General features: G+C 58.0%; 13 protein-coding genes and 1 pseudogene. 5 read left to right on the plus strand and 9 right to left on the minus strand.

Translation table 11 applies throughout. From position 1 onward, the window contains the following. Positions 1 to 6: 6 nt before the first annotated feature. From RISK_RS14605 to aroF, 4 genes are all read right to left on the minus strand, one after another. Positions 7 to 969: a YicC/YloC family endoribonuclease gene (locus tag RISK_RS14605; RefSeq protein ID WP_047815020.1), complete on the minus strand. Its 963-nt coding sequence runs from the start codon at positions 967 to 969 to the stop codon at positions 7 to 9. A 74-nt stretch (positions 970 to 1,043) separates the two neighbouring features. Further along, the gene (gene secG, locus RISK_RS14610) at positions 1,044 to 1,637 is read right to left on the minus strand and encodes a preprotein translocase subunit SecG (RefSeq protein ID WP_053061186.1); all 594 of its coding nucleotides are present in this window, start codon (positions 1,635 to 1,637) and stop codon (positions 1,044 to 1,046) included. A gap of 52 nt (positions 1,638 to 1,689) precedes the next feature. Continuing rightward, a complete protein-coding gene (gene tpiA / locus RISK_RS14615; protein ID WP_047815021.1) occupies positions 1,690 to 2,454 on the minus strand; it encodes a triose-phosphate isomerase in 765 nt (254 codons plus the stop codon). Then, a complete protein-coding gene (gene aroF, locus RISK_RS14620; RefSeq protein ID WP_047815022.1) occupies positions 2,451 to 3,518 on the minus strand; it encodes a 3-deoxy-7-phosphoheptulonate synthase in 1,068 nt (355 codons plus the stop codon). The genes tpiA and aroF overlap by 4 nt, the downstream gene beginning before the upstream one ends. 503 nt (positions 3,519 to 4,021) lie before the next feature. On the opposite strand from aroF, the gene RISK_RS14625 reads away from it, so the two are divergent. After that, positions 4,022 to 4,603, plus strand: coding sequence for an RNA polymerase sigma factor (locus RISK_RS14625; protein WP_047815023.1), 582 nt, complete (start codon positions 4,022 to 4,024; stop codon positions 4,601 to 4,603). A 49-nt stretch (positions 4,604 to 4,652) separates the two neighbouring features. Then, positions 4,653 to 7,295 carry a YfbK domain-containing protein gene (locus RISK_RS14630; RefSeq protein ID WP_047815024.1) on the plus strand — a complete coding sequence of 881 codons (2,643 nt, stop codon included), beginning with the start codon at positions 4,653 to 4,655 and terminating at the stop codon, positions 7,293 to 7,295. A 775-nt stretch (positions 7,296 to 8,070) separates the two neighbouring features. Here RISK_RS14630 and RISK_RS14635 read toward each other — a convergent pair. From RISK_RS14635 to RISK_RS14645, 3 genes are read right to left on the minus strand one after another with little or no spacing between them, the layout of a single operon-like run. Beyond that, a complete protein-coding gene (locus tag RISK_RS14635) occupies positions 8,071 to 8,880 on the minus strand; it encodes a DUF4184 family protein (RefSeq protein ID WP_047815025.1) in 810 nt (269 codons plus the stop codon). Between the two features lie 41 nt (positions 8,881 to 8,921). Continuing rightward, entirely contained in the window at positions 8,922 to 9,794 is an 873-nt protein-coding gene (locus tag RISK_RS14640) for an SPFH domain-containing protein (RefSeq protein ID WP_047815026.1), read from the minus strand. 1 nt (position 9,795) lies between these two features. Then, positions 9,796 to 10,806: an SPFH domain-containing protein gene (locus tag RISK_RS14645; protein WP_236696314.1), complete on the minus strand. Its 1,011-nt coding sequence runs from the start codon at positions 10,804 to 10,806 to the stop codon at positions 9,796 to 9,798. A gap of 249 nt (positions 10,807 to 11,055) precedes the next feature. Between RISK_RS14645 and RISK_RS33575 the strand changes: the two are divergent. The 3 genes and pseudogenes from RISK_RS33575 to RISK_RS33745 form a co-directional block, all read left to right on the plus strand. Next, a pseudogene (locus tag RISK_RS33575) lies at positions 11,056 to 11,100 on the plus strand (hypothetical protein); the annotation flags it as partial. 7 nt (positions 11,101 to 11,107) lie between these two features. After that, entirely contained in the window at positions 11,108 to 11,236 is a 129-nt protein-coding gene (locus tag RISK_RS33580; RefSeq protein WP_390173938.1) for a hypothetical protein, read from the plus strand. 226 nt (positions 11,237 to 11,462) lie between these two features. Next, complete coding sequence (locus RISK_RS33745; protein ID WP_236696315.1) at positions 11,463 to 11,630, plus strand: DUF1589 domain-containing protein; 168 nt, start codon at positions 11,463 to 11,465, stop codon at positions 11,628 to 11,630. Here RISK_RS33745 and pheT read toward each other — a convergent pair. Both pheT and pheS read right to left on the minus strand, forming a co-directional pair. Then, positions 11,627 to 13,672: a phenylalanine--tRNA ligase subunit beta gene (pheT, locus tag RISK_RS14655; RefSeq protein ID WP_047815029.1), complete on the minus strand. Its 2,046-nt coding sequence runs from the start codon at positions 13,670 to 13,672 to the stop codon at positions 11,627 to 11,629. The two genes, RISK_RS33745 and pheT, sit on opposite strands and share 4 nt — an antisense overlap. 183 nt (positions 13,673 to 13,855) lie before the next feature. Next, positions 13,856 to 14,899 (minus strand): phenylalanine--tRNA ligase subunit alpha, encoded by a 1,044-nt coding sequence (gene pheS / locus RISK_RS14660; RefSeq protein ID WP_047815030.1) that lies wholly within the window; start codon positions 14,897 to 14,899, stop codon positions 13,856 to 13,858. Between the last annotated feature and the right edge of the window lie 9 nt (positions 14,900 to 14,908).

Consider the following 14,908-nt stretch of genomic DNA (forward strand, 5'->3'; position numbering starts at 1 on the left):
CGACGGCTACTCCAGATTCTGCACGAGTTCACGCATGCGTTCGATCGCGCATTTGATCTCCACCACATGCTCGGCGATTTCCGCGTCCCCGGCCTTGCTGCCAATGGTGTTGGTTTCGCGATTGAGTTCTTGGATGATGAAATCAAGCTTCCTGCCAACAGCTTCCCCGCGACTGGCCGAATCACTGGGCGTCGCGTCGGCCGCCCCTGAATCGGAGTCGCCGACCAGAACGCCTCGCATCAGCCCCAAGTGGCTGCCCAACCGGGTCAGCTCCTCGCTGATGTCCGAGCGATCTGCAAACAACTGGACTTCGCGAATCAAATCCACCGGGTCGCCCACCGACAAGCCGTTCTCCGCCAACGCCTTTTCAATGCGTTCGCGAAGCCGCTCTTGGTAACGAGCGACGACCTGGGGACTGCGTTTGGCAATTTCCTCGCAGCGCGTCTGGATCAGCGTCATGTCTTGCTCGATCGATTCGGCCATCGCAATGGCCTCGTCGGATCGCATCTGCTTGAACCGATCCAACGCCGATTCGACGCTTTCCTGAATCAACACCCACTTGGCGAGCGAAGCCTCGGCATCTTCTGAACGCCCCTGCGAAGCGGAGGCAGGCGATTCCAACACACCTGGCATCTGCATCAGCTGCGCCAAATCGATGTTCGTGGACGTCACCGCAGCGCCCATTGCCAACGAATCCGCCACTTGGGCCAACTGTTCCGCGTAGGACCGCACCGCCTCTGCGTTGATGCGAGGCAAATCGGCCCCGGGCGGGGGCGTGAAGCGAACCTGCACGGTCACGCTTCCGCGATGCAAGTGCTGTCGCACCAACGATTCGATCTTCGGTTCGAACTCCGACACCGAATCACTGGTGCGGAGAATGATTTTCAGGCCGCGATTGTTGACCGAACGGATCTCGGTGACGACGGAACCAGTGGAACCCGACGTTTCACCTCGACCTTGGCCAGTCATGCTGCGCAGCGACGGGTACGGCGACCCGCCCTGCGGTGAAGAGAGATTTGCCTGCGTGCTGAGGGACGCCTGCGTCACGGAGTTTCCTCGTCCGAGGTGGTTTCGGCTTCGGTCGACTCAGCTTCTTCGACAGCCGCATCGGCCTCTGCAGCAGCTTCCTCAACCGCCTCGGTTTCAACAGCGGCTTCGATTTCGGCCACTTCGGCATCGCCCGAGGACAAACTTCCGATCGAACCGACTCCCGACGCGACCTCTCCATCGTCGCCGGTTGGCACAACCAATCCGCTGGTGATGTCTTCAACATCGTCGCCAGGACCGGACTGGATTTGCGAGTCATTGGTGTCAGCAACCGCTGGGGCGTGAGCTCCCAGTTGGTACATCGCAAACGCGCAAACCAGGGCCCAAACCGCGGCGGTGCCGACGGTGATGACGGTGAACGTGTCACCGGCCTTGCTGCCGAATGCCGACTGACCGCCGGGACCTCCCAGGGCTCCGGTCAATCCGCCGCCTTTGCCGCGTTGGATCAAGATCAACAGGATCAAGAACACCGACAAAAACGCCATCAACCAACCCAAAACGACACTCATGAATGAGGCCAAGGGCAGGGTGGGGATCAGGTGATTGACCAACGACGCGGGTTGGAGCAAAGAATCGAAAGCGAAACTCACGGCGAACAATCCGTTGAAATGGAAAGGTTGTAGGAATGAAAACAGGGTCGGATCAGGCGGAGGGAGCTGCTTTGATGATTCCAGCGAAATCATCCACTTTCAAGCTCGCACCACCGACAAGAGCCCCGTCGATGTTGGGTTGGGACAACAATTCTTCCGCGTTGCCCGGTTTCACACTGCCACCGTACTGAATTCGGATTTGTTCGGCGACTTCGGTCGAGAACATTTTTCCCAAAAGTCCCCGAATGAAGGCGTGAACGGCCTCCGCTTGCTCTTTGCTGGCCGTTTTGCCGGTGCCGATTGCCCAAACAGGCTCGTAAGCGACGACGATGCTGGCAGCACGTGCCTCGTCCAAGCCTTCCAGCGAGCCGCGAATTTGCGTTTCGATGACCGATTCGGTGTCATCCGCTTCGCGTTGTTCCAGCGTTTCGCCCACACACACGATCGGAACCAAGTTGCCAGCCAACGCGGCGTGCAGCTTTTTCGCGACGCAAGCGTCGGTTTCGCCCATCAGTTGGCGACGCTCGCTGTGACCCAAGATCACAAATCGGCAACCGACGTCGGTCAGCATCGACGCGTTGACTTCGCCCGTGAAGGCACCGTCTTCGGCGGCGTACAGGTTCTGAGCGCCCAGTTCGACAGGAGTCCCAGCGACGGCATCCGCCACACTGCTCAGGTACAGCGACGGGGGGCACAAAACGACTTCCACTGCGGGCGACTTGCCAACCGCGTCGACAATGCCTTTGGCAAGCGACGCGCCAGACTCGGCACGCATGTTCATTTTCCAGTTACCAGCGATCAGGATGCGACGACTCACGCGAGGGCCTCAGTTGGCGGGGTGTTGTTAGTGGTTGAATTCGGAAGGGGCGAAATCGTTTTGCCGAGCAGCTCAGCCATCGCGGCCATCTTCTCGACGATCTCGTTGTATTGTTCAGGCAACAAGGCTTGCGCCCCATCGCTCTTGGCTTCTTCGGGACAGTCATGGACTTCGATGTGCACGCCATCGGCACCCGCGGCCAATCCCGCCAAAGCACACGGCGGAATCAAATCAGGCCGGCCCGTCGCGTGCGACGGATCGACAATGATCGGCAGGTGCGTCAGACCTTGGACGACCGGCACGGCAGCGACGTCATACAGGTTGCGAGTGGAGGGATCAAAGCTCTTGATCCCACGTTCGCAAAGCACCACGTTCGGGTTGCCCTGCGACAGCACGTACTCAGCGCTCATCAACAGGTCTTGGATCGTGGCGGCCATCCCACGTTTGAGCAACACGGGGCGTTCGGATTTGCCCACCTCGGTCAGCAACACAAAGTTCTGCATGTTGCGGGCACCGACTTGCAGCATGTCCGAGTACTCCGCCACCAACTCCACGTTTCGTGGGTCCGTGATCTCGGTCACGACCGGCACGCCAAACGCGTCGCCCACTTCCCGCAAGATCTTCAGGCCGGCCTCGCCCAAGCCTTGAAACGCGTAGGGGCTGGTCCGTGGCTTGTAAGCTCCCCCGCGAAACAGGTTGGCACCTGATTTCACGACACTCTCGCCAATCCGCATCATCCGGTCGCGATCTTCGACGCTGCAGGGCCCAGCGATCATGGCCAGGTTGCCTCCACCGATCTTCACTCCCGACACGTCAATGACGCTGGATTCAGGATGAGCTTCTCGGGAGGCCAATTTGTAAGGTGGCAAAACGGGAATGACTTGGTGCACGCCGGGGATGGATTGGAGCTGTTGTTCCGTGGTCAGACTCTCGTCACCGATCATGCCGATGATCGTGCGAAACGTCCCGCGGCTGAGGTGCGTCTGGAACCCCATCGACTCGACCTTTTGGATCACATGGTCGATCTGATCGTCGGTCGCGCCGTTTTTCAGAATCAATATCACGACAGAATCCGCGAAATGGCCGGTGGGTGGGGAAGCAGGCTGCTAAAAGAGACCGCACACCATAGCAGTCGAACCGCTAAATCGTCGAGAGGAGCTGTTTTTCACGGGATGCCGGATCTCATTCCATTCGTGTTTCATCGAAAAAGTCGAATTATCAATTGAAAGTTCGAAATTCGGTGGACGCCCTTCCTGGCCTGAAGAACGACGCACAAACCCACAGCAGAGTAGAACATTTGTCCCCAAATGTTTGCGTGACAGGGTTCGTGTCTTCGACCAGCCTGACGCGAATGGACTTGGCTGCGACGTGGCTCGGCCTTTGAGGGCAGCCCGACGGAACAGTTGGGGACAACTGTTCTACTCTGGGTCTTGTCATTTCATCGCATCGCGGACGAGATCGCCCCAATCTTTTTTTGCCGTCGTCCTAAGAAACCCGCCCCCCACTCGTTGAGTCCTTGGAGGCGGCATGGTTCGCCTCCCTTTTCTTCCTCTCGCAATGAACCGCCATGAGTCATCCGGCCTCCACCTCCGCGGCCGAGGACCTCGTCGATCCAGAAGCGTCTGAACCGGATTCGTCCGGACAAGATTCTTCTGGGACTCGGAATACCGAGTGGATCGCCGAGGTCGTCGACCAGTTCCAGCGTCCTTTGTTGGCCTACGCCACCGGGATGCTGGCGGATCGCACCGCCGCCCAAGACGCCGTGCAAGAAACGTTTTTGCAATTGTGTCGCAAACGGCCGGACGATTTGGTCGACCGCTTGGCCCCCTGGCTGTTCACCGTCTGCCGCTCACGAGTGATTGACATGCAACGCAAACGATCCCCTGACCGACTGGATCCTGACGCTGTCGCCGTCATCGATCCCGCCCCACGCCCCGACGCGGTGGCCCAAGACCACGAAGCCCACGAGCAAATCGCGGCTTCGATTGAAACGCTGTCGCCCCGACAACGCGAAGTCATCCAGCTTCGAATGCAGGCTGGACTGAGTTACCGAGAAATCGCTGACGTCACCGGCATGACGGTCAGCAACGTCGGCTTTCATCTTCATCAAGCCGTCAAGTCGCTTCGCGATGGCCTGGCCGTCACCTGAAGCCTGACCACTTCTTCCAATTCATTCTTCCGTCATCGGATCATCGATCATGTCCAATTCATCCACTTCTCCTCCGTGGGACGACCCTCGCGTCACCGCTTTCGTCCTGGGCGAACTGCCTGAGAACGAAGCCGCTCAGTTCACCGAAGAGATGAACGCCAACCCAGAACTCGCCACCGCCGTTGAGGAAGCTCGCGCGGTCACCGAGCAAGTCGAGTCGTTCTTCCAATCCGCCGCGGTCCCACCACTGGAATCCAACCGCGTCGAAAGCATCGTTCGCGAAAGCGAAACGGCTCCAGCCGACGAAGCTCCAGTCTCCGCCGGCTCAGCGGCTGGCACCGCCTGGTTCCAATCCCGATGGGTCCAATTTGCGGTCGCAGCAAGCATTGTTGGCATCCTGGCTGGGCTTTCAGTTCCAGCGGTGCATACCGCCCGTGAAACGGCTTCTCACCAACACCCAGCCGTTGGAACAAGTGCCGCCGATCAATCCGGTCCGGAACGATTGGACACGATGGTGATGAATGACGAGATGCAACTTGAAGATGTTGAGATGGTTTACCAACCATTCGACGGTTCCGCTGCCAAATCAATGCCAGCGGAAAAGAAGGCGAAGGGCGAGTCCTTTGGCTTGCAAGCAGCCAGCCGTGTCTCAGGAATATCGCCTGCCGCCGAAGTCACTTCATCGGATGCAAGCCCACGAACCATTGCCGAGTCCTCGTTTCCTTCGGCGAACGAGCGAGCGGTAAGGTCGAGACGAGCCAAGCGAGCTGAGGATCCAGCGATGGGAATGGGCATGGACTCCATGATGATGGGCGGCATGGCTATGGAGATGGAGATGGACATGCAGATGGCTGACCCGGCAATGGAAGGAATGGACATGGGCATGGGCGGTGCGCCGGTCGACAGCAACGCGGCTCCTCGCTTTGCTCGCGAAGAGGGCTCATTGGCTGCCAATGCCCCCCTTTCGCTTGCCGTCCCAAAAGACGAGGCACCACCTGCCCCCAGCGAACCCTCGGCTGGCAAACCAGTGGTGGCTGACTTTGCAGTGGCTCCCGTTCCAGAACAGCTTGGACGTCAGCAATTCGATTTCGGCGCTTCGCGTGAAAGAATGGCTAAGAGCGAGCTCCTTGAGACGAATCGCCTTGCTTCGGCTCCAGAAATACGTGTCATCCCCATCCTGCCAGCCACGCCCGATGGCGAAGGCCAGGGGCCCGGCATGTCAGGTGACAAATTCGAACCGATCCAAGAAAACGAATTTCGACGCGTCACCGAGCATCCGCTCAGCACGTTTTCCATCGATGTCGATACCGCCAGCTACGCGAAAGTCCGCAGCTACCTGCAACGAGGCCAACTGCCCCGTCCCGACTCGGTCCGCATCGAAGAACTGATCAACTACTTCGATTACCAGTACACGCCTCCATCGGCTGAAGATCCCGTTCCGTTCTCCTCCGCGATGGCGGTCGCCTCCTGCCCTTGGAACGAAAACAATCGCTTGGTCCGAGTTGGTATCCAAGCCAAAGACATCGATCGCAAAGAACGTCCGCAGTGCAACTTGGTGTTCTTGATCGACACCAGCGGTTCGATGAAGCGTCCCAACAAACTGCCGTTGGTCATCGAAGGCATGAAGGTGCTGCTCGACCAACTGAAAAACAAAGATCGTGTGGCGATCGTGGTCTACGCGGGATCGTCGGGGCTGGTCCTGGACTCGACCCCGGTCAAGCAAAAGAAGAAGATCGTCCGAGCCCTGTCGGCTCTGTCGGCCGGTGGCAGCACCAACGGCGGTGCCGGTTTGCAACTCGCTTACCAAACCGCCCGAGAGAACTTCATCGAGGACGGCGTGAACCGAGTGATCCTGTGCAGCGATGGCGACTTCAACGTCGGCATGACCGGCACTGATCAACTGGTGGCCGAAGCGACTCGCCAATCCAAATCGGGCACCGAACTGACGGTGCTGGGATTCGGCATGGGCAATCACAACGACGCGATGATGGAACGCATCTCCAACTCGGGTGCGGGCAACTACGCCTTCGTTGACACCGTTTCCGAAGCGAAAAAGGTGTTGGCGGATCAAGTGACCGGCACGCTGTTCACGGTCGCCAAAGACGTGAAGATCCAAGTCGAATTCAATCCCGCGGTCGTCTCGGCCTACCGATTGATTGGGTACGAGAACCGGATCTTGGCCAAGGAAGACTTCAACGACGACAAGAAAGACGCCGGTGAAATCGGAGCCGGCCACCGAGTGACGGCTCTGTACGAGATCGCTCCAGTGGGTCAGCTCCCCGATTCCATCGCCCCCGATGTCGATCCGCTGAAGTACCAACCCGGTGACGACGTAGTTGCTGAGGAAGCTATCGAGCCGGAGGAACCGGCGGACGCGGACGAGTCAGCGACGAAGGAAATCCTGACGTTGAAGATTCGTCACAAACCCCCGCAAGGCGACGTCAGCGAGAAGCTCACTTTCCCGCTGGTCAACGAGAGCGAGCCCTTTGAAAAGGCCGACGCGGACTTCCAATTCGCTGCCGCGGTCGCCGGTTTTGGGATGCAGCTTCGCAACAGCACCCACGCTGGAACCTGGACGATGGACGACGTGATCGCCACCGCAACGGATGCCAAGGGCGATGACGAACATGGACTCCGTGCTGAGTTCCTGGAACTGGCGCGAACGGCGAAACGATTGATCGTCAACGACTGATCCCTCGCCCAGAACCTGTCGCTCGGTGGTCCCCCGCCGAGAAACGTCCTGAGTTTTTTAGTGCCGCTGTTCGGCGGGTTCCCGAACGGCATACCTCTCCCGAAACGTAGTTTCGGGAGAGGTCTCGCGACGCCGTTCAGGCCTACGTTTTGAAGTTGCTTTTTTTCGTTGAATGGCCAACGGCCAAGTTCAACCCAAAACGCGTGGGCTGATGTTGGCCGTTGGCCAACCAATTCCCCTTCGTTCTCGATCCCAGGGGCGATGCCCCTGGCTTCGATGATGATGGCCGTTGGCCAACAAAACCGACTGCAAAATCGAAACTTCAATCGGCGTCCGCGAGGGAGGGGGCCGGGAATGGGAAGTGGCGCATGTTACCCTCCCCCAGAAATCTCGCTTTCCGCCCCTCCTGCTGCGGCTTGTCGATTGAGTCGTCAACGAGGTTCTAAGCAGGTACGCAGGTGTCATCGGGTATGTGAGCCGCTGGCGTTAGCCACGGTTTTCACGCACAACCGGGGCTAACGCCCAAACGGCTCACATGGTTGTGCTTGATCACTCCTGCCGACCTGCTTAACGCATGTAGGATGAGCACTCTTGCCCGTCCGAGTTGCGGATGTCGGCCAAGAGTGGCCAACCGACAGCAAACTTGACTCGCCCGTTGCCAACGGGCGAGGTTCTCAAGTCGCTGCTGGATCAGCACTGAAAAGCCGCCAACCTCAAGCCATGCAGATATCACCAACCAGAACGCAAGATGCAAACCATCGTGCAACCGGTTCTCTCACGAGGGCGACTGTCCGTCCGGCGAGGATGCCTCCGCTCGCGACCAGATCGCGTGCATGATGACGCTGTAAACAACCAGCGTCACAATCATCAACGCACCGAAGATCATCACGCTCTGGCGAAGTGCAAACGTGACGCCGTAGTCCGAATGCACGGCGTACACCCACGATGCGTGAACCAACATCATCAAACACGCCGCCGCCATCACCGACAACGTGACCAAGTCCGGGATGCGAGTTCGCTTGGGCTCCGGTGCACCGGCGGGTTGTTTCCACAACCACCTCAGAGCGAACACGCCCATCGGCGGCAACAAGAACAGCGACGACAAGTGTTGGGCCACCGCGTACCATCGCACGCTGCGATCGGACAACGAGAACGCTTCAGATGACAGAAACGGCAGCGCGATCATCGATCCCCAGCGATGTTGGTGCGTGAACGAATCCCAAAACACGTGCGTCGACGCGCCGACCAGAACACAGATGGCAACCAACAGAATGGATTGCCACTCGACCGAAACCGGGCGATCCGCGATCGGTCGAACCCGAGTCCGCAACGGCCCCGGCAGCAACTCCACCGCGGGCTGCTTGATCAGCAAGTGGTAAACGAAGTACACCGCCACGCCGACCGGAACGCAGTCGATGAACAGCCCGCGGATGCTGTGAAACGATTCGTAGTCAAACAGCATCGGGAAGAAAACGCCCGCGTCGGGCACCATGCACCCGATCGCGAGAGCCGAAAAGGGCAAACGCCACTTTGCCAACCACGCGATTGGAATCGCCGCTGCAACATGAGTCGGAGTGAACGGCATCGAATTTCAAATCGCGGGTTGGGCAGTCTCTCTGAGCAAGCTCAATTGGCTTGGATCAAAACATTCGCCGAGCTTGGCAAAACACTGACCGAAGCACCCGACTCAAGCAAGTTTTCAGCCTCCATCACCTGAAGCACTGCTTCCAGGATCTCAGGATCTCGCTTGGCGATCTCGTTCAGTTTTTCACCCACCACGCTGGGACGCGCTGCGGCGGCTTCCGCCATCTTACTCGACACCTTCAGCGCGGTCTCACTCTTGATCAAACCCACACGGTTTTCACCGTCCTGTTTCATCGCACTGGTCACCTGAACCAATCGCTTGACGACCTTCTCGGTGATATTCTCGACCATATGCCGGTCAGTGAAGGCGACCTTTCGAATGTAAACCGAACCCAACCGATAGCCCCACTTTTCTGACAGAGGCGACACCGCCTGCCGGACAGTTCGGGAAAGACTGTGCCGATCCTCGAGCATCTTTTCCATTTCAAGGTTGCTGAGCGTCGAGATCGTCGAACTGGTCACGTTGGCTTGCAACGACCCGTCCGGGTTTGCATTGGTGAACAAGAACGCGGTTGGATCTTGGACCTGCATTTCGTACCAAATCCCAACTCCCATCGGTGTGCCTTCTTCGGAGTTGACCATCTGGCTGCGCAAGTAGTGCTGACGCAGCGCCGTGTCGACGACGTACTTCTTCCCAAAGAAAGGGATCAACATCGCCTTGGCACCAAAGTGCACCAAAGGAAATTGCAGCCCAGGCGTTTTGATCTCGCCCAGCACCTTGCCGAACAACGTGAACACCTGCGACTCGCACTCGGCGACGCAGCAATACAAACCAAAGAAGCGGGCGAAACCGAGCAAGATCGGAATCAACATCATCCCGAACACAATGCCGGGAACAAAACCAAGAACATCCATCTTATGCCTTCCCTTCAATCTTCGATTCGGTTTGATAAATACGTTCGGTGCGTTTGAACAACGGCACTCGCAGGTTCCGCAGGTAAGCCTTCAAGCAATCCGATCCGCCCTCTGATTTGATGCTGATCAACGTGCCAGCAAGCTCATGCAAAGGTGCCACCTCGGCTTGCGCGTTGTTGGTCGCGATTTCCACTGCACGAGCACTCATCGTGATCTGCTGCTCCGAATCCGCACGCGCGGTGCTGATGTCGGCGGCAACTTGGTTGCGTGTGCTGTTGATCGCGGACAGAGCCCGGTCGACTTCAGCGGGAGGATCAATTTCAGTGATCAATGCGGCATCGAGTTCAATGCCATACCGCGCCGTCGTCGAACGACACTGCTCTTCCATGTACTGGTTCAACAGCGGCAGGTTTTTCCGCAGATCGTTGATCGAAACGCCTTCGGAAAGCTCCACGGCACTCGATTTTGATTCCAGATCGCCGTCGCCCGTGCCTGCAATCGCTTCGGTTTCGGCAACGGCATCGGCCAACAAGCTCTGCCCCTTGGGATCCACAAAGTTCGCGATCCGCTCACGCAACACCGAGACAAAGTAGCCCATCACATGCTCAAGTGGGCTCTCCACCCCAAACAGATACGGGTAGAGGTTGTTCTCGCTGATCCGGTAGCGAATCTGGCCGTTGACTCCCGTGGTGAGGTTGTCTTTGGTCACGGCTTCGATTGTGCTCTGGGCCTTGGAAGGGTCCCAAGTCAGGTCCACCGTTTGCGTTGCCACGCTGACTTTGTGAACTCGCTGCCATGGCAGTTTGAAGTAGGGCCCACCGGGTCCAATCACCTCGACCTGCGGGTACTCGTAACGTTCACGCTCATCATCGGAGAGAGCTTGACCATCAGAACCTGCCCCCAGGCGTTTCACTGCCCCAAAGGTGGTGACCACCGCTCGTTGATCCGGCCGAACGGTGTACAAACACCCGACCAGAACCTTGAGCACGGCATAAAAGCCGACACCCATCATCAAACCAACCATAAAAAACACGCTGCTACCTCCCAGGGAAATTTCTTGTTCGATCCGACCTCAATGTCACCCGAATTCGGCAGCGTACGCTGCCTGAAACCCTAGCCCGCAATGGAAGCCGAGGAGCTCTCCGCCAAGAATTCATTTGTTTTCCAGGCAGGCTGGACCGAATGTAACGACTGAAAGAGGGTGACGCTGGATGAAGAGGCTGGTTTGCGAGCCAGAGAGGGCGCGGGTTGGTTGATGTTGATGCATTTGCATCGAAGTAGGCCAGGTCATTACCTGGCACCCAGCCGATGCTTTGGAACAAAGCGAGGCGACCAGCAACGCCGCCATCAAGCTCCAAACCTGCCGGCCAATCACAATGCCAGGCGGGGCCTGGCCTACGATTGCAACGATTCAGACTTGGAAATTGAAAAGGTTCAATTGACAATTTTAAATTGTAAAATTGCAAGCAGAGATCCAGCACCGTTGTAGGCCAGGTCATTACCTAGCACCCGACCGATGCTTTGGAACAAAGCGAGGCGACCAGCAACGCCGCCATCAAGCCCCAAACCTGCCAGCCAATCGTGCTGCCAGGCGGGGCCTGGCCTACGATTGCAACGATTCAGACTTGGGAATTGAAAAAGTTCAATTGACAATTTTAAATTGTAAAATTGCAAGCAGAGATCCAGCATCGAAGTAGGCCAGGTCACTACCTGGCACCCAGCCGATGCTTTGGAACAAAGCGAGGCGACCAGCAACGCCGCCATCAAGCCCCAAACCTGCCAGCCAATCACCTTGCCAGGCGGGGCCTGACCTACGGAATTTGGAGAGCGACCTAACGAAGCAACACGGCATCCAGTTGTTTTTCGCACGACGCGACCAACTCGTTGATGATCGCATCGGCGTCGCCGCCGCTGAGTGTCTCCGTTTGGCTTTGCAATTCCATCGAGAACAGCACGCGTTTCTTGTCGGGGCCGTCGACCTTTTCGTTGCGATACGTTTCGCGATAGGTCAAATCCGCCAAACGCTCCTTGGCTGCCTTGCGAACCAGAACCGAAAGCTCGTTCCAACGCACTGACTCAGGCAACACCAAGTTGAGGTCACGCTGAATCGATGGGAATGGGCTGACCGCTTGTTGCTGTGGCACCAATCGCGATTCATTGACCAGCACGTCCGCTGACAACTCCGCTGCCACAACGCGCCCGGTCAACTTCCACTGCTTGACCAACTTGTCATCAACAAATCCCAAGAAGCCCAACTGCAGGGGAGCCTCGCCATCGTCACTGACGAGCGACAACTCGACCGCGCCGCCCTTGGCAAACCCATCGCGATCCACGGGACGGACGGTCAGCTCGCCAGGAATGCCCAGGCGATCGCACAATGTTTCAATCGTGCCCTTGAGCGAGAAGAAGTCTTCCCCGGCGATCAGACCAATGTGATAGGTCTCGTCCGGCAACAACGCACTGTCACTTCCCGCGGGCGCGGGCAAGTAAACGTGAGCGATCTCGAACAAGTCCGCGACCAAACTGGCCGAAGCCCAGTTCGCGGCGCGACTTTGCAACAAGCTTGGGATCAGTGATCGCCGCAACGTGCGAGCACCTTCCAACATCGTCGTGCGAGTCTGCAGGGCAGGCAGTTCGGTCCACGGCGAGACCATCAAATCGAGCTTTTCGGTGACCACACTGGGCGTCATCGCTTCGCTGATTCCGGACGCTGTCAACACGCCACGAATGCGTTCCATCGCGGTGTCAAAACGACGCTTGCTGCTGGGAGCCACCGGAATCGGGGAGTCCTCGGGAATCTTGTCGTAGCCGTGAATCCGCGCGACTTCCTCGATCAAGTCCACCTCACGAGTCAGGTCATGACGCCAGCTTGGCGGGACACATTGCAAGCCATCCGCGAACGCGGAAACCTCACAACCGAGCGAACGCAGGATTTTGTCCAGTTCCGCGGTCTCGATTTCCAAACCCAACAGCGCCGCAACACGCTTGGGACGCAGCAACACGGTCTCACGAGCAGGAATTTCGGGAGCGGTGTCGATGACCCCCGGTGCAACCGATCCGCCGGCGATCTCGGTGATCAACTGGCAGGCCCGGCGACTGGCCCAATCAATCCCGACTGGATCCACGCGACGTTCAAATCGGAACGACGATGGGCTGTGCAACTTCAATCGACGAGCCGTGCGGCGAACCGACAAAGGCACAAACTCGGCGGCTTCCAAGACGATCTCGGTCGTCGCTTCGGTGACTTCCGAGGAAGCTCCACCCATCACGCCACCAACGGCCAATGCCTCGGAGGAATCCGCGATCACGCAAGTCGAATCATTCAGGTCGTAATTGCGGTGATCGATGGCCTCGAGATGCTCCTTGTCTCGGCCGGCGCGAACCACAATCTTGCCATCACTGACTTTCGCCAAATCAAACGCATGCAGTGGCTGGCCGCATTCCATCATCACGTAGTTCGTGACGTCGACGACATTGTTGACCACCCCAATGCCAACGGACTTCAACGATTCCTGCAGCCACTCAGGACTGTCGCCCACCTTCACGCCGCGAATCACGCGAGCGGTGTAGCGAGGGCAGGCTTCGGGCATTTCATTGGCAACCGCGAGCGATTCATCCGCTGCCGCGCCGGACTCTTGGTACTCAATCGCTGGGATCTTGAGTTTCTGCTCCGTCAACGCCGCGATTTCTCGAGCGACACCGAGATGGCCCAGACAATCGCCGCGATTGCTGGTGACCTCCAGATCGATCACGACATCGCCGTCAACCGTTTCGCTGCCTTCGTGATTCAGGCCCGAAAGACTGAGCCGATCAACCAACTCATCGTGCGGCAGCGTCAGGTCGACGTATCGCGACAACCATTTCCAAGAAACAAGCATGAGAGCGAAGTGGGCAGAAGTTGAAGTCGGAGGGAGTGAAAATCACAGGAAGCATCACGGAATCTGGCGTCGACCGTGTTTCAACACGAGTGACACCCGGTAGCCGGATTCGCCAGAATTCGGACGGCAAGCTGCTCGCCGGAAGCCAACTCACTCCAGCGAAGACTCGCTCGCACCAACCACTTAAAACTGTTTCAAGAATCGCAAGTCGCCACTGTACAAATCGCGAATGTCGGTGATTCCATGACGCCGCATGCACAGACGTTCGACGCCAAGACCGAATGCGAATCCGCTGACCTTTTCAGGGTCGTAGCCAACGGCGGCAAACACGTTGGGATCGATCATCCCGGCGCCACCAAATTCGATCCACGTTCCGTTCCACAAGAAGTCGACTTCGACGCTGGGTTCGGTGAACGGAAAGAACGAGGGACGGAAGCGAATCTCAACGTCTTCGCCGAGATAGTTGTTCGCGAACACTCGCAGGACAGTCTTCAGATTGGCCATCGTCACGTTGGTGTCGACGAGCAACCCTTCCATCTGATGGAACATCGGGAAGTGCGTCGCGTCCGGTGCGTCGGGCCGATAGACACGGCCGAGCGAAATGATTCGGATCGGCGGCTGAACCTGCTTCATCACACGAATTTGAACCGTGCTGGTTTGACTTCGCAGCAACTGCGAGCCTTCATCACCAGCACTCACCGAACTTTTGCCCGATGGATCTTTCGCGGTCGCCAGGTAAAAATTGTCCAGCGGATCACGAGCGGGATGATCTTCGGGAATGTTCAGGGCGACGAAGTTGTGCCACGGGTCTTCGACCTCGGGTCCTTCGGCGACCTCAAATCCCATCCGCCCCATGATCTCCGTCAGGTGACTGATCGTCTGCGTGATCGGATGAATGTGGCCCAATGACGGGCGAGTGCCTGGCAGCGTCGGGTCGAAGGTCGGGTCCGCCCCGGAATCGCTCCCACCGGAAAGGCTCTGCTGTGCGTCTTCAAAAGCAACGTTGATCGCCGACTTGACCGCATTCAGCTTGGCACCCGCGGCAGGCTTGTCCGCCTTTTCGATTCCGCCCAGCATCTTCTGAATGTCTTTGAGCTGGCCTTTCTTGGCCCCCAAAAACACCACGCGAGCCTCCTCGAGCGCGGCCGCATCGGAAGCGGACGCGAACGCGGATTCAGCGTCCGACTGGAGCTGGTCCAGTCGGGAGAGGAATGGATCAAGTGACATGATGGCGAC

The organism is Rhodopirellula islandica (genome assembly GCF_001027925.1).
Taxonomy (GTDB): Bacteria; Planctomycetota; Planctomycetia; order Pirellulales; family Pirellulaceae; genus Rhodopirellula; species Rhodopirellula islandica.